The organism is Marivirga sp. (assembly GCF_035704835.1).
In the GTDB taxonomy this organism is placed as follows: domain Bacteria; phylum Bacteroidota; class Bacteroidia; order Cytophagales; family Cyclobacteriaceae; genus Marivirga.
Genome location: NZ_DASSWQ010000073.1, coordinates 1 through 22,112, shown reverse-complemented (window position 1 = coordinate 22,112; position 22,112 = coordinate 1). Strand labels below are relative to the sequence as shown.

Below are 22,112 nucleotides of genomic sequence, written 5' to 3'. Positions count from 1 at the left end.
TTATCTGAAATTAATCAGATATTTAGAACTCAATTACATACTCAAGGAAATGTCCAATGATCAACTAATAGATACCCTAAATGAACGAATTAAAGAGCTTAGCTGTCTCTATGAACTTTCAAATATCTCAGCAAATATCAACCTAAATTTAGAGGACAAGTTACAAGCTATCGTACAATCTCTCCCGGAAGCATGGAGGCATCCACAACATGTTATTGCTGAACTGAACCTTGATTCAAAATTTTTCTTCTCAGATCATTTACCGCAAAAGCATGTTTCCCAAAAATATATCCTTAAAATTGATGATGTAGATCGAGGTTATATTGCCATTCATTATGATGCCAACTTGTATAATGAATCTGTGTTCCTGCCAGAAGAAGTAACCCTGATTAAAACACTAGCTCAAGAAATTAACAAGATCATTGCTTTGAGCGAACAAAAAGAAAGAGAGGAAATGTTGCAAAAGAAATTTGAGCATAGTGATCGACTCGTAATTCTGGGAGAACTTACTGCTGGAATTGCACATGAGCTCAATACACCCCTCGGCAACATACTAGGTTATGCTCAACTCATACAAGAACACAATGCTGATCATCAGATTGCTCAAGATACTGAAAAGATCATAAATTCAGCTATACACTCCCGGGAAATAGTAAAAAAGCTCATGTTCTTTTCTTGTGAGATGCCACAACAGATGCAGAAGGTATCTATCAATTCATTGATAATAGAAGCTTTAAATCTACTGAAATTTACCAGTAAAAATGCCGGGGTGGAAATTATATTCACTGAAGGTAGTCATGATATAATGGCGAAAGTGGATCCAGTACAGTTTACGCAAGTAATTTTTAACCTATTGATCAATGCCATACACTCTTCTAGTGCTGGTCAAAGTATATTTGTATTTATAGAAAATAACACCTCCTATTTTTCACTTACCATAAAGGATGAAGGACATGGGATAAAGGATAGTCTCAAAGATAAAATTTTTGAACCCTTTTTCACAACCAAACCTACGGGCGAAGGCTCAGGATTAGGTTTGAGTGTAGTCCATGGAATTGTAAAAAGTCATGGAGGAGAAATATCATTTGTGTCTAAGGAAAATACAGGCACTTCTTTTGAGGTTACATTCCCACTAAATTAATATCATGGACAAAAAAAGCATACTTATCGTTGATGATTCTTATGACATGTTAGAGGTAATACAAAGGCAATTAAGCCGACTGCATTACACTACTTTTCAGGCATCAGCCGTGCAGGATGCAATAGATATCTTAGAAAATTCAAATGTTGATTTATTGGTGACTGATTTACAAATGCCGGTCACTAACGGAATGGAATTGGTCAAATACAGTGCCAAAAACTATCCTGAAATCCCAGTTTTAGTAATTACAGGATACCCCTCAGTAGCAGGGGCAGTTGAAGCCGTTAAATCTGGAGCTTTAGAATATTTAGTAAAACCTTTTACGGTCAATGAATTGAAAGATGCCGTTCAAAAAGCATTGAAACAACCTACTCAACTGAACAAAAAACCTGCTGAAAAAAAGAAAGCAATTGCCAATACTTGGGGGATCATAGGTCAGTCTGAAGGTATACAAGAGGTCATGTACCTCATATCTAAAGTGAATAATAACAAAGTAACCACTTTAATCACAGGAGAAAGCGGTACAGGTAAAGAATTGGTCGCTCGTGCCATACATTATAGTGGAAAAAACAGTAAAGGCCCTTTCGTTGCGGTAAATTGTGGAGCTATACCTGAAAATTTGTTAGAGAGTGAGCTTTTTGGTTTCAGTAAAGGCTCGTTTACAGGCGCAATTGATAACCGACAAGGATTTTTTCAAGCCGCGGATGGAGGAACTATTTTTCTTGATGAGATCGGAAATGCTTCCCCAGCTGTGCAAACTAGGTTGTTACGAGTGATACAAGAAAAAGAAATTACCAGAATCGGAACAAATCAACCAATCCCCATCAATACCAGAATAATTGCCGCTACCAATAGTGATCTATACAGCATGAGCAAGGCCGGAAATTTTAGGGAAGACCTCTACTATAGGCTAAATGTGATATCTATTTCCATTCCTCCTTTGCGGGAAAGAAAAGACGATATCCCTGAATTAACAAACTATTTTTTACAAAAATTTAGCAAAGAGTATGATAAAAAGAACATTGTTTTATCGGATACGGCAGCTAAAATTTTAGAACGTCATTCTTGGCCGGGTAATATCCGTGAACTTGAAAATATAATACAAAGGGCTATTATCCTTTGTGATCAAAAAATTGAGCAGCAACATTTGCCTCTATATATTAAAAGTCATCCTGTGACAACAGATGAAAATCCTACTGTAGGCTTCCTATCACTAAAAGAAGTGGAAAAAAGACATATCATAAAAACCTTGGAAGCTGTGGATGGAAACAAAACAAAGGCCGCATCCATCTTGGGAATAAATAGAAAGACACTTCGCGAAAAACTCAAAGACATTAGCGGCACCTAATGTCTCACAGTGGTACTATACGTGCCACCCCTCAGTAGTCGACATCCTCATTATGCATTGATTTCCTGACAATTACAATGATGGTACGCTAGTTGCATACATTGGAGAAATCAGATGAGTATAAAAAGGTATTTAATAATTATGCTTTCCAGAAAAGCCATTAATGGCGTAGCAATGAAAAATCTAATAAAATTTAGAATTGCCTCCGATGAAATATGGTATCAATCTAAAAACGATTCTTTTCTACTGGCATTACGAATCATTTTATCAAGTGTAAATAACAGGAAAGATGAAAATTTTAGTATAAAAAGACCTAAAAAATGAAAAAGAATCGATTAATAATAGAGAAAAACGAATATCATTGGTTATTGGGAGTAATCAATAACCAAAATTTTACCGATCCATTAAATCAATCTAGTTTAGAAAATTTGCTTAAAAATTTAGAACGAGCAAATATAAAAGATGAAGCAGATATGCCCATTGATGTGGTCAGGCTTAACAGCATGGTGAGCATTGAAACTCCTTACGGCCCAAAAGAAGACCTTCAACTGGTAGTTCCAGCTGAGCGCGATTCCTCCGAGGATAAAATTTCTGTACTTTCCCCTATGGGTTCTGCTTTAATCGGATATTCAAAAGGAGATGAAGTAGATTGGCTATTTCCCAAAGGAGAAGGAAAAATTAACATAATTCAGGTGAAAAATGCACCTATAAAGATTTTTGATTAATCTAAAACAGTCAAACATATTAGGATAAGCAAGCTCGGTGCTTATTCAATACATGTGAAAAGATTAGCAAATAAGTTCAGAATTAAGGAAATTGACTCTTACAACTAATTGAAGAGACAGGTAAATTATCTTAAAAAATTTCAAACTTTTAATGTTAAGATTAAATCTGTAAATTCATAAGATGATTGGGAATATAGTATTTTTGCTGAGACCGCAGGAGCACTATCTGGCCAGTTGTCTTTATATACTATTTTGTCTCACATTTGATTGTATTATGTAGAATAAAGCGGTATCTTTACTAATAAGAATATGCAAGGATTATAGCATTATAATCCTGAGATCATTAACTTATTATTTGATTAGTTGCAGCTCTAAAAACGAGAAAAATGTACACTGATTTTAAAAAAGCAAAAATTATCTTCCTCTCTTAAAGAAGCACCCACGAGTGTGCTTCAAACACCCCATTTTCTTCATATTAAAATAAATACGCTGTACCTGATGGTATATGTGACATTACTCGGTATATGGAATTTCGCATACTAAGTCCATTGGTTTTTCAGCTTTTCAATTTTAAAATTTACTATTATGGCTAAGGGAAACAATTTAAAAGCTTCCAAAAAGGATCATCAAGCACGTAAGCAAGAAAAGATCCTTCGTAAACTAGAAGAGAAGAAAAATAAAAAACGTAAATCCAGAAGATGATCAAGCGTTAATTACAGTGAGGCTGTTTCCAGAGAAACAGCCTTTTCTAATGTAATGGAAATCGGAACATATAAACAACAAGACAGCCAATATCAGAATACCGGTCTAAATAAATAAAAATATCTGTTGGTTCAAAATGTACCACATCGGGTAAAAAACAATCAGTAACTCTAAGCTATCAGTTTGTTATAGCACTGCATATCAACTGTTTACAAATATGGTATGCCTATTGTAATGATGGGTTCAGAATTGTAATATTTATGATGACAGGAGAAATTCAAAGTATATGTAGCACATGCGAGTATGCTAATAATTGTTATTGGAAAACAGCAAAGGGTACAATATGGGATTGTTCTGAATTTAGTGTATCAAAACCAAAAAATAAACCGAAAGCAGAAATAGAATCAACAACTGTTAATCCCTTACAAAAAAGCGGATTGTGTGCTTCATGTAGTTTAGTGGCTGAATGTCAATGGTATGATGAAAAAAATATAAAATTTTATTGTGAACATTATGAGTAATAATCAAGAATTTGTAGTAGAAAAGACTACTAAACAAGAGAGTCTTTTAGAGAACGTGAAAAGCCAATTTTCAAAAGCTGCCGATATAATGCAGTTAGATGAGGGGCTAAGAAAAATCCTCTCTATAAACAATAATGAAATTGTGGTCAATTTCCCGGTAAAAATGGATGACGGCAACATTCGTACGTTTAGAGGTTTTAGAGTTCAACATAATAATGCTTTGGGACCATATAAAGGAGGGTTGCGTTATCATGAAAATTTAGATATGGATACATCCAGGGCCTTGGCCACTTGGATGACCTATAAGACCTCTCTGGCAAGGCTACCCTTCGGTGGAGCTAAAGGAGGAGTTCAAATAGATCCTAAAGAGTATTCCAAGTCAGAGCTGGAAAGAATAACCCGTAGGTTCACCTACGCTATGGGTGATAATATCGGTCCTGAGTATGACATACCTGCTCCAGACGTAAATACCACCGCTCAAACAATGGCATGGATTGCAGACACTTTTGCTTCTACCAAATCACCGGATGAAAGGTCTCGAATTCACCATGTGGTCACGGGAAAACCAGTAAGTGCAGGTGGCCTTGAGGGCAGAGACCGAGCGACTGGTTATGGTGTAGTTGTAAGCTTAAAAAGATGGGCCGAATATAGAGGACTCTCATTAAACGGAATGAGCTTTATTCTGCAAGGATATGGAAAAGTAGGATACTGGGCTGCACATTACTTGGAAAAATATGGTGCACGAATGGTCGCTGTTCAAGATGAAAGTGGGTCGGTGTATAATGCTGACGGTATCCAAGTGGAAGAACTAAGAAACTACAGCAGAAATAATCAAAATAAAATAATTGGCTATGACCGTGCGGAAAGCATAGAAAATGATCAGTTTTTTGCGTTGAAGTGTGATATATGTATTCCAGCGGCCATGGGGAATCAGATTACTGAACATAACGCTTATACTATCGATGCAAAAGTAATAGCAGAAGGGGCTAATGGCCCAGTGAACAATATTGCAGACTCAATTTTACAAGAACGAAAAGTGGATATCATTCCAGATATTCTTTGTAATTCCGGGGGTGTAATTGCTAGTTATTTTGAGTGGTTACAAAACAGAAATGGAGAAATTTGGGAGATAGATGAGGTGTTGGAAAAGCTCGAAAACATGATTTCAAATTCGTTTAAACGAGTTTTAACTCGCTCACAAGAGCATGATACAGACTGGAGAACAGCTGCTTATATAGAGGCTACTTCTCGAATAGCTGATGCTTATGAGCAATCCGGAATATTCCCTTAATTAATTACTTAAACAAAATCGAAAATGAAAACCAAAAATATAATAGTAGAGAGAAATGAATACCATTGGCTATCAGGCATCATAGAGAATAGTCGATATGCTGACCCAATGAACCAAACTAGCTTGGAGACTTTAAAAAAGGAATTAAAATTTGCTAAGGTTAAAGAGGAAGCAGAAATGCCCGAACATATCGTAAGACTTAACAGCATGGTGAGTGTGGAGACCCCATACGGTCCTAAAACCGGCCTTCAATTGGTAGCTCCTGCAGAAAAAGATATTGCTCAGGATAAAATATCTATTTTATCTCCAATGGGTTCAGCCTTGTTTGGTTATGGAACTGGAGATGAAGTAAATTGGATATTCCCAAAAGGAAAAGGAAAAATTAGAATTATTGAGGTTAAAAATGCTCCCAAAGCTGTCAATACTTAATCAGGATTTCATTCTTATAGTGATCGTGTAAAGATAATATTGAAAATGTTTTAGATTCTTTGTTAATAGCAATGCTAATGCAAAACAATAAGACAGTAGATAGAAAAGCCGTTGCTTCATGTGAAGCAACGGAATTTTGTGAAATTCTAAGAACCGATAATGATTAAAGTCATGAAAGTAAGATCAGAATTATCCTTGTTTGTCACGACTTTTGTGATTTAGACATCTGTCCATAACCTATTTAATCTTGATTAGAAGTGGGTAATTATACCCCGGGAAGGAATTTTACCCCAGGCAATCTTCTTTTGTTACGGCCATGAAAAAGTGTAACTAATGATATTTTTTCTTTTACTACTGTTAATCGAACTAACTGGAGCAATAGAAGGCTAAATAATGGTTTAATATGAAATTATTCTGATTTTTCAATAAGTAGCAAAAATAGGGCTTTTTCTCGGGCATTAATTGAAGGTGATACACATTCAGTTGTAAATGGTGATAAAGCCAGTAGGCTATGCTAAAACTGTGAGTTCCCTGATAATTACACTTGGTATCGAAAAGATGCAGAAATTTTTCATTGTGACCATTATCAATAAAAATCTTAGACTCTTGATTAATAATATGAACAATAGCATCTGCCTAAAAGTAAATAGAGCGACAGCAGTTTTAATTCTTATCAAATAATATACGTAAAAAGTTTAATTCTAGCTTATCGATTAGCAATGTCTTAAGTATTATTCTTCTATAGCAAATGGAAGCTAATGCTTCATTTGTTCAAATAAATAAAAAGTCTAAATCAAATAATTATAACATTATGAAATACAATCAAATAATTCTGGAGGAGAAGGAATATCAGTTTATTCAAAATCTAGTGAAGAAATTTTTAGCTTCAGATGAAACACAAAATGAAGCATGGATAATTAAATTAACTAAAGAACTCTCTAGAGCTATAGTAAAAAAAGAAAATGAAATGCCAGTTGATGTAATAAAAATCGGGAGTAAAGTGGATGTGGAAACTCTGTATGGCAGAAGAAACAACATTATTTTGGTGAAGCCAACAGAAAAAAATATAAATGAAAATAAAATTTCTCTTTTATCGCCAATGGGGTCGGCATTAATTGGATATGCACAAGGAGATGAAGTTGATTGGGACTTGCCTAAAGGAAAAAGTACAATTAAAATTTTAAATGTCGTGAACTAATAAGGCCGAAAAATGAAGCAACAACGGCCCTTCTTTATACAAATTAATCCTCATGGCTAATAAAAGAAATATTACGATCGATCTAGGTAACAATAATACAGTTCTCACGAGCTCGATTAATACTTTGTTCTCAGAATCCACAGTGGTAGCACTTAATAGTAAAAAGAATAGCTATTTACTTGCAGGTAAAGCCGCACTTGAGATGGAAGGGAAAATTAATGGTGATACTAAAGTAATAAGACCTTTAAAAAATGGGGTTATTGCTGATTTAAATGCCACTATGAAAATGCTAAATGCTTTTGTAAAAATAGTTTATCCAAATAGATCGATTTTAGGATTTCATAATATTATTGCGAGTGTACCATATGGTACTACAGAAGTAGAAAGAAGAGCTTTGCGCCTTTCATTAGACCAGTTCAACTCTAGGAACACTAAACTAATATTTGAGCCTTTAGCCGCAGCTTTGGGGATGGGTTTGAATATAAAAGAGCCTGATGGGAAGATGATAATTGATATTGGGGGAGGACTAACGGAGATCAGTCTAATTTCAATGTCAGGTGTAGTTACATATATGGCTTTAAAGGTAGGTGGTGACAGTTTTAATGCGGATATCAGGAATTATATAGAAAAGAAATATATCCTAACAATTAGCGAAAAGTCTGCAGAACAAATCAAATTACAAATTGGTGCTGCAAGTGAAAGCAGCCTGCCATTAAATGAGGAATGCACCGTTGTGGGGAAAGATAATCTAACTGGAATACCTAAGCAAATTCGATTGAATTATAGGGAGATTGCAATGATATTGAACAGTTCGATATCAAAAATTGAAGACTCTGTCATCAAAACCTTAGAACAGTGCCCTCCAGAATTAGCAGGTGATATATATACGAATGGGGTGTATCTGACAGGGGGTGGAGCACTCTTAAAGGGTCTCAAAGAACGTCTGGAATCCTCAATACAATTAAAAGTGCATCTAGCAGGTCATTCATTGTTATCAGTATCTAGAGGTATGGGAATAGTCCTGTCCGATATGGAGCAACATAAGGCACTTATTTTTAAATAATAAGGTAAATCTCAAAACCTCCCCGAATGGAAAAAACTCTTTTAAAACCACATCGCTCGCTCAGTCTCCTTCTCCTTGGGAGAAGGACTAAGGATGGGGCTTCAACCCTACAACCTCCACCCCCTTCAAAACATCCAAGCCCTCCAAAAACACATTAATTCTCCGAACATGATTCTCTACAACCCCTTTATAAAACGCTAATTGCTTTTTATCATTACCAATATTTTCATACTGCTTTTTAAGTCTTTCTAACTCCTCAAACGCTTTTAAAACAGCAGGATCCTTAGTCAAATCCTCCACATGCAATTGTCCATATTTAGAAACCAAAAATGTAGGGTAAAACATATTCACAGCGAGATACTCCTTTGGCTCAGAGGCAAATAATTCATGAGCACTTTTAGCCCCATTCGCTTTTAAGATTTCCATTGCCCCCAGTAAAGACTCATCCTTATGGCCAAAAACTTCATAGGCAGAATAATGAAGCGATTCAATATCATCTAAAACAGTCTCGAAAGTGTCTGGTGTTATTGTATTAGGATTGGCGCCCAACTCTAGGAATAATTTCAAACGCTCAGAATCTTCATTCAAAGCCAAGGAATACAAACTAGTAACATACTCATCATCATGAGCATTAATATCTGCTCCCGCTTCATTGACCAGATAGCGCACCACATCATAATCCATTTTGGGATAACAATCTGATGTAGCCTGAAAAATAGTTTCCTTATCTGAATTCCGGGCATTAATATCAGCTCCTTGCTCAATCAAAGGTTTTATCCTTTCCATAAAGCCTGGACCTCTCTTTAAATTCTCATAGAGTTCCTCATTCAGGGCTGAGCCGAACTCGTATTGTAGTAATTTGCTTTCTTGGTTTTCGAAAATTTTTGCTTTTAAGTGTAAGAAGGGGTTCTATTATTGTATTTGATTATTCAATATCATTGAAATAGGGTTTCACATCATGCTCATTTAAGTAGTCCTCTATAGCATCAATTTCTTTTGAAGGAACCAATTCCAACAAATCCTTTTTGAGCAGATTGGAATCCATTAAATGTTCCCAAATAAGATGGTGTTGGGTTTTAGTTTTAGAAGGTTCGTCACCAACCATAAAATATTTACCTACTTTACCATCATGCATTTCAAATGGCTTAATAAGGCTTAAATAGGAATTAATGTTTTTCTCGATCTTAGCAGGAGTATCATTTTCAAATTCAATAAATTGATTGAGCACTGGCTTATCATTTCGACCAATCATATCAATATGAGTATTGAATAAAATGTAATCATATTGCTCTGCTTTCAGTTCCACATCAATATTAACCCTACTTTTAACTTTTGGGCTGAAGTCCTTTTTAATGAGAGCAATTCCCTTCGCAACTGTGATAACATCTGGCTTAAATGCTCTATTATCTTTGTAAATGATCCTTTCAAACAAAGAATTAAAATTCTTCTGATTAACGTCAATTTCAATGGGCATTGGCTTTGTAAAAGCAATCAAATTATTGCTGTATCTGGATAGGTAATCCAAATATTCAGAATTAAATGCTTTTACATGACTCAACTGCTCGCTTTCCTTTGCCAACTTAGATCGTAGGCTTTCAAGTTGTCCTGTTAAGAGTTTAAAAGATTCGTTAGAATAGAGCTTTCTTGCTAATTTTAGTTTCTCAGATGAAAATTCATAAAAGACCTCTCCATCACTATTGAGCATCAAAAGAGCAAAATTTATGCGCTCATGACCCACTACATTCAAAGGGCTATATATAATGCAGTATAAAGTTTTCATGGTTTTAAAGTTAACGAAGCAAATGTTCTATAAGTATTCTCTACTGATTTTAACCATTCTTCAGTAAAAAGATATTGAGCTAAGCTATCTCTTAATTCCTGTTTCCTGCTTAGCCATTCTTCAGGTATTTCTTCAACGATATCATCTAATACTTTGCCACATTCTGAAACTTTATCATGCAAAGATGCACAAATATTTTTGATTATTTCACGAGATTTCTCCGAGTTCGGCAGTAAGCGATGATATAATTGACTGTATAACAATGAATCTTGGTAACTTTGTTCAAATATTCCACGGCTTAAATTACTGGTATTAAAAATGGCTTCATGATCGAATGCAATAGGTTTATATTCATTGTTTTCAAAAGAAATAAACAAATTAGTGTTATTATGATTCCGATCATCATTACTCAACCAGCAGTCAAATAAAGCTACCGTTAAAAAGGCGGATTTGTCGTATTTATTTAATTCACTCTTTTCAATTCCGGAAGCAAAATGATCCATAAACTCCAGGGCATCAGGTATCAGTTTGAAACCTATAATAGGCTTTTGTAGATTAATGTAATTAAGTCCATCCCCCAACATACGCTCAGGAATATGCTCTCTTGCAATTTGAATCCTAATAAGCTCAGGTACTCTAATTCCCCATTCCAAAGCAAATCGCTGTCCTAAAAATTCATTAACCAATTTATGATCATGAGGATGCTGTGGGTACTTACAAACATAGTACTCAAAATCATCAGCTAGAATGAGAAACGGCTTACTTCCATTTGTTTCATATTTCTTCTCTATGGGCGCTATGGAATGGAGTGATCGCATAATTTTTACATAGTATTCATATTAACCAATCCCCTCAATCTCTCCCCTAAAGCTACAATATGCTCATTCCTCCAGCCACTACTACCACTCAACTGATTACATATTACTATAATTTGAGAGGTGTTTTTGGATATGGCAACCTCTCTTTTTTTATTAGTACCATAACTACCCAAATCATGATTTTCAAATTTAGCATCAGAAAATATCTTTTTTACTACTTCTTTATTTGAGGGACTACCAATAGCAAAAACTACCACCTTAAAATTTTTAAAGAAGGAATTACTTAATAATTTCTCTCTTTCACTTGTCAAATGAAGACCTGAATTACTGGTAGCTGGGGTTACATTTAATTCGGTTGTAAATGCCTTATCAAATAAAGTATCACCAGAATTTTGATTCCAATCCTTTTTCATGTTTTCATGGCAGGAATTAATACCATAAAAAGCATCTACTAAGATGGAATACTTAGACCAAGTATGATTTCCCTTTTGTTTATCTGTATGATGAATTCTTGGATTTCTCGGGTCAAAATTAATTTCTGAGACATCTCCATTGTTTTCGATAATCTTTGACCATTGAAATGAGTTGTTGATGCTTTCATATAGCATTAATTCAGGATTATTAAAGGCATTAAAGGCTTTTTCCTGTCCCACTATCAGCAAATCAGCTTCTGGATTACCAAAACCTATATAATACGGATTAGCAACTTTATTGAATTCTCCAATATCCTTGAGACTTACTTTTATATTTTCCCAAGCTACTAATCTTTCTTGCTCAGTTTTGAGGGTGAAGAAGTTTTTTGGGAAAAAATGGTCAATTCCTTTACCTTTTAGGAACTGAATATAGCTTTTGTCAATTTCGAGTTTTTCAATAAGACTTTTAAAATCTTTATTCATTTATGGCTGTTTAGCTTTCTAATCAATGAATTTTAATCAAAATCGAATAATTTTTCAGATTCGACTTTTTCTAATAATTTGTAGAAAAGTTCATAAAAGAATTGCGGATAATCCTTGCGCTCAATTTCCTGTTCCGTCTTTAGATCAGTTATACTTAATAATTGAGCATCACTGCTACTTGATGATATAATTCTGTCATTTCCTTTGTAAACAATCTTGTAATTTCCACTATTAATACCTACATCAATTTCATACTCATTACCTCTATCTGAATTCAGATTGTTTTTTGAATAATCAATAAGGTAAACCGTGTCTCCAATTAAATGGTGATAAATACCAAACTTGGATTTAACTTTATATTTTCTTAGTATGTTTATTTTAGATTTAAGGTTGCCTAAACCCCCATAAATTTTAGTTAAGTATTCTACTACTAGAAAAGAATTCAATTTCCTACCCTCAGTGTAACTCAAGTGGTCAATCATCGTGTTTATTTTTTGATTTGACGATTTATAATTAAAGTTCAAATGTTTTTCCAACATTCTTGGGGTCAACTCACCATGCATGCACATTGCTGTTAAAATTTCCGAGGTGTAATCAACATGTGTTTTATAAAAATTCTGTTCATTTGGATGAACAGAATTTGTAATTATTGTTCTAATCTCATTACGTAAATTTTCTTCATTTTTAAAATGAAAGATTGAATGTGAATAAAATTTATCCATATAGCCTTCAAAATCCACATCTGAGCCGTAGCGATGCTTATAAATATTTTGAATGTTTTTTATATCACAGACTAAAATTACTTTATCAAAGTTAAACTTGAATCTGCCTGATTGGAAATCAGTATGAACGGAGAAAATATTTAAGATTCTAAATATGTGTTCAGGGTCTAATCGATCTAAGTCTTCAATAATAAGTACTGTTTCTTTATATTCTGTTTTTAATTTAGATAACAACTCATTTATTAAGGATGTAATAAAATTTTCTTCATATATGCTTCCTATCTCTTCAGTATATGATTTTAAATAATCTTTTATTTTCTCCTCTTGATCTAGGTCATTTTTAAAAGCCTCTAAGTGATCTTTTAACTCAGTTAATCCTTCGAAGATGTTAGATAAATCTTTTCCAATTTGTGGTATCATCTTTAAAAAGCTTCCAAAGGCTTTAATATTTAAGGATTGAATTATCGCAAATGCATTTTCCGTATTTTTTAGATCATTTTCCTTATCTACTACTCCTTTTTTAAGCAGCTCAAATAAAATATCATATTTTATGTATTCGAAAATATCCTTATTAGAAGCAACTGAATAATTTACAGGACTTATGGTGATTACTGTATATTTTTCACTATTCTCAGCGAAAAATTCTTTTAAAAAATAACTTTTACCTATCCCAAATCTACCAGAAAAGAGAATTTGGTTATTTTCAGACATCTTTAAATGTTCCAGAAAAGATTTTGATATTTCTTCCGTTGAAATCTCCATATCACCCAACACCCCCTTCCACTATCTTAATCTCCTCTTCCGTCAACCCATACAACTCATAAACCATTTGGTCTATCTCTTGCTCTAAGGAAGTGGTGTCGATTTCGGGATTTTCTTTTTTTATCTCTAAAATTTGATCAACTATTTTAATTATTTCTTTTTGATCAGAGGGTTCTAAATTAGGAATAGGTATTTCTCGAAGCTCGCTTAGTGTAGTTTGCCTAAAATCATCTTTCAGCGCTATTGAAGAAGCATTAACATAGTAGTACGAAATAAATTTACTTGCTAAAATACCAAGGACATACTTTGTTGAAAAATTTTTATTGTTCAAAATAAAAGGGTTAATATCCTTTTTAAAAACAATAGCCTCATTTGTATATGCAACAGATAATCTATCTTGTCTATTTATAATTCTCCGAATTAAAATCTTTTCTTTCTTCCCATAAAATGGGATTAAGTTTCTCATTTCTTCCAAAGAAGTAAGATATGTCTCCTGAATATTTAAATGGTAATTATAGGCGTTACCCTCTTTAAGATATGGAAAAATATATTCGTCTTTAACTATACTTTTTTCCCTTAAAGGCGGAAACCTACTAGGCGACAATCCTTGGGTTGAATAAGTGATCTCCCCAAGTTGGGCAAATTGCTCTTTATCTAATCTAGATATTATTTCAAATACATTCTCATTAAGTATTACTCTGTATTTTGAAAATCTTGACAGCTTTGAATCGATAGTTTTAAACTCTAGACCTTTCAATTCATTATGATCCTCCTTTTTAGAGAAAGAGTAAATTCTGTAGGTTTCTTTTGGTTGATTAGAAAAGATAAATATTCCAGTATCTACATAAGCGTCAGCAAATATGTTAAATGGTAAGTTTATAATAGTGTCAATACCCCAGTCGGTATTAACTTTCTTCCTGAATTCAATATAATTTTCGCCTGTTTGCCAAGTTAAAGGAGCTATATAAGCTAATAATGATTTATTACCTAAAATTCTTAGTCCAAGAATGGTAAATAATACTGATGTTTCATATTTCCTTTCAACGTAACTATAATTGGATTTAAAATAATCTTTTGTTTTATCATCAAATTGCTCTAAAGGGATATAAGGCGGATTCCCAATCACCACATCAAAGCCAATAAAACTTCCTTCATCATCCAAAACTTCAGGAAACTCAAATCGCCATTCAAAAGCATTTTCATAAATGGCATTACTTTTAATTTCCTCTATAGCAGTTTCCAACTTGTTAATGTCGGTTTCCAGTTTATCAATCTGCTTTTTGCGCTTTTTCTGCTCGGTTTTGGAGACTTCAAACAAGCCTTGCTGCATGGTGAGGTTGTATAGTTCACCAGCTAATTTGGCTTTACGCTTTATTTTTGGGTCATTTTTATTAATCTCAGTACGGAAATCGCTTTTAATATCATTGATCAAGCGTTCCATGTCCCGCTTTTCATCCTTGCTTACGGCATTACGGTAGCTGTCCACCGCATTACGGTAAGTACTGATATTCCACTTGCTTTTCTTTAAAGCCTTGCTTAAATCCTCATCCAAACCAAAACGACTAATCAGTGAGTTACCCGTTTTAATGTTAATATCAATATTCGGTAAAGTCTCCAATTCCCTTATCTCATAATCAGCATCACAAACAGGAGAGGAGTTTTGCACCCTATCAGCACGCTTATAGTACGCACTTTTCAACAACTCTATCCAAAGCCTTAAGCGGCATATTTTCACCGAATTAGGGTTAATATCTACTCCAAACAAGCAGTTTTCAATCAAATCCTGCTTTTCATGAAAAAGGGCTTCTTGCATTCTTTGGCTATTGTCATGGGTAGGCTGGTAGGTAAACAGCCTATCTTCCAAATCAGTAATAATCAGTTCATCATTTTCTATACTAATTTGATAATCGCTAAGCGGTTCACCATTTCTGTCACAAAGTATGCTCAACTCATGTTTAATGGCAATCAATTCGTTTAAAGCCGACACCAAGAAGTGACCAGAACCTACAGCAGGGTCACATATTTTCAATTCGTTTATCAACTGATTGGCTTGTGCTCGCACGGCTTTTCTACCCAAATTACCCTGCTTTATTTCTTCGTGCAAATCTTCTTTAAGCTCACCAAAATCTTTGCATTTCCATTCATAATGAGTGTTGAATTTCTCCACCACCGCTCTTCTGATAGTTTCTCGGCACATATACATGGTAATAAAGCCTGGAGTAAAGAACGAACCGTCTTTATAGCCATTAATCTTTTCAAATATCAATCCCAATACAGAGGCATTGATCAGTTTTTTATTTTCTTCCTGTATTTCTTCGGAACCTTCACTGCTAAAATCGTAGGATTCCAGAAAAGAGAATAGGTACTCCAAAATGGGTAGTTCACCACTTAATCTTTTACCTTTAGGGTCTTTCAGTATCGTTCCCTTACTTACTGGAATGCTTTCACTGGCATCCAGTGTATCAATGTGAAGCGCACGATTTTCCAGTTCATTGGCTTCAAAAAGGCTTGAGTTTAGATAAGGTACTTTGGCAAAAGCTTCTTGAAAAGCTGGGGTTCTTTTATCGGTGGGTACTGCCAGTACATTGAAAAACAAATCTGCCAGTTTATTGAAATTGCTGATCCGTTTCAAACTCAGAAAGGAAAAGCTTTTATCCCCTTGATTGTAGTCCAATAATTGGGCTTCCAGTAGCTTTAAGAATAGAATACGGTTTAACCATGTAATCACCAACTGTAATCCCACGTTGAACAAACGCTCCTCCGTGTTTTTACCGTACTGTTGTGGATTGTCCAATCGGTGCAACTCTCCACGGCTTTCCAGTTTGGATATTACAGATTCCAGGAGCGTACCGTAAATTCTATCTTTCTCAGGTCTTCGTTGTATGAGTTTCTTTCCTTTCTCCTGAAATTCCTCCAATCCCATTATGTAGAGCAATTCATTGTAAAAGCCTTTATCTAAGGAATTGCTGTCATTAGCAAACGGCAATTTGAGCAAATGCTCAGGAGAAAGCAATTTGTAGAGTACTATCAGCTTGCTGTCATGCTCTTTACTACTTTTCAGTGCCTTATCGTAGTCGTTTATATTGAAATAAGTAAAGCTGATTTCATTTTCGACTGCTTCAATAGCGGGCTTGGCTATTTCTTTATAGAAATGCTCTGTATTAGTAGCGGAAAGCGTACCCGCTTCAAATTCCTTAAACTTACTGACCAGTTTTTTATCCCGTGCAAAAAGGGTGTCGAATAGGTGCGCATCAAAAACAAACCATTCATGAATGTTTGTAATCACCAAATGGCGAACCTCTGTATTCGATTGAGTAATACGCTCTCGAAGGAAATACAACACCAATTCCTGCATGGCTTTAGTGTTGATTTTATCCTTAAGAGGCATTTCCGTTTTGTTGGTAGGACTTTTAGCTTCAATAATTACGCCCACACTGCTTTTCGTATTCTTTCCATTATGAATTACCTGATCATTTCGACCTTTGGTATTGATGTAGTAATCGGGATCGTAATAAGTTTTCTTTAGAAAGTCGGCAATAATATTCTTATGAAATTCCTCTGATTCTCCCTCTTTAATCTGCCCCAAAAGCGAAGAAAGCTGATGCTTAAAGCTGTCAATCTGTGAACGATTGGGTTTAACTTTCAGAAAAGCCTTATTCAGCGATTTTCGGGGAGTCAGGATATTATAAGTCATAAGCGGGTAAAATGGGTACTAAAGTTCATTCAACCTTTAAATTAAGGGAATTTATTGGGAATAAGGAGTAAGTTTAAATAAGAAATTCATATTATTGAATATGTAATTGAAATTGGATAACTCTTAAAAGTAATTACAAATCTGGTTAAATATTTAGAGGTATATCCTAAGATATTCAAAGCAGGAAACATAAAAGAAAGAATCAAAGCCAAAATGAAAAAGTCCCTGCAAAAGTTTTTAAAAGGGATGAGAGCTTAAAGAATTTAAAATGAAATCAAAATCAATTTATGTCATTTGAACCGGATTTAATCACCAAAGAACATATACTCAAAGCAGTAGATCGAATAGAAGCACAAGATATTGATCTTAAGGGAGCAACAAAATATCAGGTAATCATTAATGATAATGCATATCCACCAAAAGAAATCATGCGCTATGCTCATGAAGAGATGAATGGTGAGCATCTATGGGAATACTCAGGTGGTTTTCCCACAAATAAATGGCTAAGTAAGCTAGGTTTTGAGATCATTGAAAGAGGCGAATTACCAACTGTTGATTCGAAAAATAGTAACTATTGGATTTTTCAAGCAAATCCCGATCATTTCGATATTCATACTGCCTTAAAAAATGATCAACTGAACAGTTGGACAGTTCGCAGCCATAAAGAAAAAATTAAGAAAGGTGATAAAGTTATTATATGGTTAACTGGAAAAGAATCAGGCTGCTATGCTTTAGCCGAAATAACTTCTAAACCCTACGAAGGTTCTGATTCAGATCCTGAACTTTGGAAGAAGGAGAATAAAATAGCACATCAAGCAGATATTAAAGTCACTCATAACCTTATTGAGAATCCAATTAGCAAAGAGGAAATTAAATCAATCGAAGGATTAGACAATCTGAAAGTAGGAAATCAAGGGACGAATTTTAGCGCTACCAAAGAAGAGTTTGACATTCTAAGGAAAATGGCGGAATCTAGAGTAAATTATAAAGTATGGATTTACTCACCGGGAGAAGGCGCTTATTTGTGGAAAGAATTTTATCAGGATGGTATCATGGCGATTGGTTGGGATGAGCTAGGAGATTTAATTCAATATGATACAAAAGAAGAAATAGCTAAAACACTCAGAGAACAAACAGGGGAAAGTTCATCAAAAAAGAACGATGCCACAGCCAATTATGAGTTTCGAAATATCGCATCGGTCGGAGATTTGGTAATTGTAAAAAGAGGTAAACATGAATTATTAGGGTACGGCTACATTTCTTCAGATTATAAATTTGATGATAGCAGATCTAAATATAAAAGCCTTAGAGAAGTAAACTGGGAAAAGAAAGGAAGCTGGCTTCTCAATGAGTCTTTAGCTCTGAAGACATTTACTGATATTACAGATTACGAAACTCAACATCCAAATTACCACCTTTATTACGAAAGATTATTAGGTATTATGAATAACGAAACTCAAAACATGGACAGCGAAAATAAGGTAGTAGGATTAAATAATATCCTTTACGGGCCTCCAGGCACAGGTAAAACCTATTTTCTTAATCAACTTAAAGCAAACTATACCGATAAGGCAGTTAAGAAGGATAAAAAGGAAGTTTTGAAAGAGATTGCTGAAAACCATCCTTGGTGGAAATTGATAGCTGCAGTTCTGTATATTTTGGGAGATTCAAAAGTACCTCAATTGGTGGAGCATGATGTTCTTTTATCTAAACATAATCCTGATACGCCCACCAAAGCTAATCAAATTATTTGGGGTCAATTACAATCACATTCTGACAATACTAATTACTCAAAAAAGCAAGAACCTATCATATTCAGCAAATCAGAAGGCTCAATTTGGTCAGTTAATAAAGAATTGATTGAACAGGAGTTAACCGATATTAAAGATATTGTTGATGAAATCGAAAATGCTGATAAAAATCAAGATAAGGAAGAAAAAGAAGTCGAACGATTCAATTTCGTTACATTTCACCAATCATTCACTTATGAAGATTTTGTAGAAGGTATTAAACCAAAACTGAGTAGTGCTGAAAACGAATTAGATGATTCTTCAGATTTGGGTTATACCATTGAGAAGGGTATTTTTTATAGAGCCTGCGTAGAGTCTTTGAAATTAGCTGGATATAACTCTTTCACTGAATGTTATCATGATTCAAAAGCCAATAGGAAAGAGAAGTTTAAAAATGCAAAGTCTTATGCCTTATTCATAGATGAAATAAACAGAGGGAATATATCTGCCATCTTTGGAGAGCTCATTACTTTGATTGAAGCGGATAAAAGAATTGGAGGAGAGCAGGAGATTTGGACAAGCTTGCCTTACGATAAATCTATCAAATTCAGTGTCCCACCCAATTTGCACTTAATTGGCACTATGAATACAGCCGACCGCAGCGTAGAAGCACTGGACACCGCGCTGCGAAGACGTTTTACATTCACTGAAATTGCTCCCAAATCTGAACTTCTATCTTCAAAACACTTATTATGGAAGCTGTTTTGGGATTATAAAGATTCTGAATGGGATGATGAGCCTTATGCAAGTATTGAACGGTCATTGTTTAGTTTATTAGGTGTAGAAGCAAAGTTTGCTGAAAGTGGAAAAGGGGATGTTTGGAATAGGTGGAAAAAGGTCGGTAAGGATGTAAGTCAGATATCAGACTTAAATGACGTAGATTTCTCAGGGATTAATCTCTCCCTTCTTCTAACGACTATTAATGACAGAATCGAGCTTTTGATTGATAAAGATCACAGAATAGGTCACAGTTATTTCCTCACCATAGTAGGAGCAGAGGATACTGTTCAAGAACTTCAGAATATCTTTTATAATAAAGTAATTCCTCTTTTGGAAGAATATTTCTATGGAGATTTTGGTAAAATTGGTCTTGTTTTGGGCGATCAATTTGTAAAGAAATCACAGGGTCATAAAGTAAGCTTCGGTAAATTTGAACATGAGGATCAGCACTTATTTAAAGAAAAGCAACTCTATGAGATTATAGATTATAGGAATGTAAATGCAGATGTCTTCTTGTCAGCTGTGAAATCCATTTACTATTCAAATCCAAGTGAAAATGAGTAAGGTACACCGAGTCTATGAATTTACGGGTGTCCAATACAAAGAAGGCTTGAGATGGTCAAAAAGTTGGTTTCAGAAAAGGCATTACGAAGCCTTGGCTGATTATCATGATAATAATGGTGGGGATCGATATTTTAAATTGATCCGAGACGGGATTTTATTTAATCAGTATGTGGGTGTAATTCAAGTGCTTGATCTCACAATAGAAATTTTACCAAAAACTGATAAAAATAGTGAGTCAGCTGACTGGCATCAGGTTTTATTAGCAATGTTAAGGAAAACCAGGGCGCTGAAGGTTGATACTTTTATAGAAGCATCACTGAAATATAAGAATTACTCCATACTACATTTATATATCGAGGAATTTCTAAATCAAGTTGAGGCATTAGTTAAAAGAGGATTAGTAAAAAATTACCGTAAGCAAGAGGGAAACTTGAAAGCCTTGAAAGGAGCTTTAATTTTCAATGAGCATCTCACAAAAAACTTAGTACATAAAGAGCGATTCTACACAAGACATCAAATCTATGATAGAGAAACGCTTTTAAATCAAATTCTACTCGAAGCATTGCTGATCTTGAAATCAAGTTTAAGCAACAGCATTTTATCCGATAAAGTAGAAAGAATATTATTTTACTTTCCTGATATCAGAAGAATACCGATCACCGAAAATACCTTCGAAAATTTAATGTATAACCGCAAAACCCAGTCCTATACAAAAGCTATTGAAATAGCTAAGATGATTATTCTGAATTACTCTCCTGATATATCATCTGGTAAGAATAATGTGTTGGCGATTATGTTTAATATGAATGCCCTCTGGGAGGAATACATCTTCAGAACGCTGCAAGAATCCGCTCAGGAAGAATTAGATGTGAATTATCAAGCCTCAGAGTTATTTTGGGGGAGTAGAAGAATGAAACCTGATTTGATTATTCAAGATAAAGATAGAAAGTATGTAGCCGATACAAAGTGGAAGGTCAATGATAATGCCGAACCTTCTGATGAGGATTTAAGGCAAATTTTCGCCTACAATAAATACTGGGATGTGGAAAAAGGATTCTTACTATATCCACGAACTGAAAACAGTCCTACTACCGAAGCTAAAACATACCATAAAGGCTTCACAGATTCGGGGAGGCAAATGAGCTGTCAAGTTATTTACTTAAATGTGATAGGAGAAAATGGAGATGTAAATCGAGGGTTAGGTATTGAATTGCTAGAACAATTAAGGAGAGTCTGATTTATAAAAATTCAATCGATTATGAAACTTAAAGAAATATTAAAGATAGAGAATCCATCATATCCATTAAAAGATTTTGAGAGAATCTCAGAAATATTACTCAATAATAGTGTTTTGAAGGTTGGTGATAAATCTTTTCGTATTTGTGCGATTGAGTTTTACTTTAAGCGAGATAATCATGTGGACGATTCTGTTCATGCACACAAACGACAGCTTACCTGTGGGGAATGGTACTTTCATGGTAGTGGCTTAGACATCACTTTTGGTGATGAAACAGAGTATGGAGGGATTTTAATCCAGGCAATTCAATTGATGAATGGCTCAAATGATAAGCCATTAATTGCAGGCCCATTGAAATCGGTTACAGCTTTATTTGAAGCCTTTGGTTCCGCTTTAAATCATCAATTAAATTTTGGCTTGGAAGAATTTAAACATAAGCATGAAAAAATAATTTCTGCACCTAGAGTAGGTCTCAATGAAGAAAAAGTTGGAGACCATTTCTCTAAAGGATATAGATTTATCATATTTCCAAAAGAAGGACATTCTAGAAAAGGTGACATTATCAAGTATTTAGTCGACCCTTAAAAACTATTTAATACATTGATTATCAATTATTTAATTAATAAAAAGCTTTGATTTTTTTGCAAGTTTTCGTATTTTCCTGACAGAAACCTTGCAAATATTGATGCATGAAACCCATTAAAAAAGCTC

General features: G+C 34.4%; 18 protein-coding genes. 12 read left to right on the top strand and 6 right to left on the bottom strand.

Annotated features, from left to right (window positions below; all coding sequences use genetic code 11):
- Positions 1–49: 49 nt before the first annotated feature.
- From VFM92_RS12485 to VFM92_RS12445, 9 genes are all read left to right on the top strand, one after another.
- The gene (locus VFM92_RS12485) at positions 50–1,141 is read left to right on the top strand and encodes a HAMP domain-containing sensor histidine kinase (protein WP_325122556.1); all 1,092 of its coding nucleotides are present in this window, start codon (positions 50–52) and stop codon (positions 1,139–1,141) included.
- A gap of 4 nt (positions 1,142–1,145) precedes the next feature.
- On the top strand, positions 1,146–2,489 hold the full coding sequence (locus VFM92_RS12480) for a sigma-54 dependent transcriptional regulator (protein ID WP_325122555.1): 1,344 nt from the start codon (positions 1,146–1,148) through the stop codon (positions 2,487–2,489).
- A gap of 141 nt (positions 2,490–2,630) precedes the next feature.
- Positions 2,631–2,813, top strand: a complete 183-nt coding sequence (locus tag VFM92_RS12475; protein WP_325122554.1) for a hypothetical protein — start codon at positions 2,631–2,633, stop codon at positions 2,811–2,813.
- Positions 2,810–3,214, top strand: a complete 405-nt coding sequence (locus VFM92_RS12470) for a GreA/GreB family elongation factor (protein WP_325122553.1) — start codon at positions 2,810–2,812, stop codon at positions 3,212–3,214. The genes VFM92_RS12475 and VFM92_RS12470 overlap by 4 nt, the downstream gene beginning before the upstream one ends.
- Before the next feature lie 962 nt (positions 3,215–4,176).
- Positions 4,177–4,437: a hypothetical protein gene (locus tag VFM92_RS12465; RefSeq protein ID WP_325122552.1), complete on the top strand. Its 261-nt coding sequence runs from the start codon at positions 4,177–4,179 to the stop codon at positions 4,435–4,437.
- On the top strand, positions 4,430–5,728 hold the full coding sequence (locus tag VFM92_RS12460) for a Glu/Leu/Phe/Val dehydrogenase (protein WP_325122551.1): 1,299 nt from the start codon (positions 4,430–4,432) through the stop codon (positions 5,726–5,728). The genes VFM92_RS12465 and VFM92_RS12460 overlap by 8 nt, the downstream gene beginning before the upstream one ends.
- A 24-nt stretch (positions 5,729–5,752) precedes the next feature.
- The gene (locus VFM92_RS12455) at positions 5,753–6,157 is read left to right on the top strand and encodes a GreA/GreB family elongation factor (protein WP_325122550.1); all 405 of its coding nucleotides are present in this window, start codon (positions 5,753–5,755) and stop codon (positions 6,155–6,157) included.
- 811 nt (positions 6,158–6,968) lie between these two features.
- Positions 6,969–7,355: a GreA/GreB family elongation factor gene (locus tag VFM92_RS12450; protein WP_325122549.1), complete on the top strand. Its 387-nt coding sequence runs from the start codon at positions 6,969–6,971 to the stop codon at positions 7,353–7,355.
- Between the two features lie 52 nt (positions 7,356–7,407).
- Positions 7,408–8,418, top strand: coding sequence for a rod shape-determining protein (locus tag VFM92_RS12445; protein ID WP_325122548.1), 1,011 nt, complete (start codon positions 7,408–7,410; stop codon positions 8,416–8,418).
- Positions 8,419–8,505: 87 nt separating this feature from the next.
- Here the strand turns inward: VFM92_RS12445 and VFM92_RS12440 are convergent, their stop codons facing one another.
- The 6 genes from VFM92_RS12440 to VFM92_RS12415 form a co-directional block, all read right to left on the bottom strand.
- Entirely contained in the window at positions 8,506–9,204 is a 699-nt protein-coding gene (locus VFM92_RS12440; RefSeq protein ID WP_325122547.1) for a hypothetical protein, read from the bottom strand.
- Between the two features lie 139 nt (positions 9,205–9,343).
- Positions 9,344–10,198, bottom strand: a complete 855-nt coding sequence (locus VFM92_RS12435) for a hypothetical protein (protein ID WP_325122546.1) — start codon at positions 10,196–10,198, stop codon at positions 9,344–9,346.
- Positions 10,195–11,016: a HipA family kinase gene (locus tag VFM92_RS12430; RefSeq protein WP_325122545.1), complete on the bottom strand. Its 822-nt coding sequence runs from the start codon at positions 11,014–11,016 to the stop codon at positions 10,195–10,197. The genes VFM92_RS12435 and VFM92_RS12430 overlap by 4 nt, the downstream gene beginning before the upstream one ends.
- A gap of 5 nt (positions 11,017–11,021) precedes the next feature.
- Positions 11,022–11,912: a hypothetical protein gene (locus VFM92_RS12425; RefSeq protein ID WP_325122544.1), complete on the bottom strand. Its 891-nt coding sequence runs from the start codon at positions 11,910–11,912 to the stop codon at positions 11,022–11,024.
- A gap of 32 nt (positions 11,913–11,944) precedes the next feature.
- Positions 11,945–13,396, bottom strand: a complete 1,452-nt coding sequence (locus tag VFM92_RS12420; protein WP_325122543.1) for a P-loop NTPase fold protein — start codon at positions 13,394–13,396, stop codon at positions 11,945–11,947.
- Between the two features lies 1 nt (position 13,397).
- Positions 13,398–17,090: a DUF7149 domain-containing protein gene (locus VFM92_RS12415; RefSeq protein ID WP_325122542.1), complete on the bottom strand. Its 3,693-nt coding sequence runs from the start codon at positions 17,088–17,090 to the stop codon at positions 13,398–13,400.
- A gap of 287 nt (positions 17,091–17,377) precedes the next feature.
- On the opposite strand from VFM92_RS12415, the gene VFM92_RS12410 reads away from it, so the two are divergent.
- Genes VFM92_RS12410 through VFM92_RS12400 form a run of 3 tightly spaced genes read left to right on the top strand, consistent with a single transcriptional unit; the run spans position 17,378 to position 21,986 of the window.
- A complete protein-coding gene (locus VFM92_RS12410) occupies positions 17,378–20,164 on the top strand; it encodes an EVE domain-containing protein (protein WP_325122541.1) in 2,787 nt (928 codons plus the stop codon).
- A complete protein-coding gene (locus VFM92_RS12405; RefSeq protein WP_325122540.1) occupies positions 20,157–21,401 on the top strand; it encodes an McrC family protein in 1,245 nt (414 codons plus the stop codon). The genes VFM92_RS12410 and VFM92_RS12405 overlap by 8 nt, the downstream gene beginning before the upstream one ends.
- 21 nt (positions 21,402–21,422) lie before the next feature.
- Positions 21,423–21,986, top strand: a complete 564-nt coding sequence (locus VFM92_RS12400; RefSeq protein WP_325122539.1) for a hypothetical protein — start codon at positions 21,423–21,425, stop codon at positions 21,984–21,986.
- The last annotated feature ends 126 nt before the right edge of the window (positions 21,987–22,112 follow it).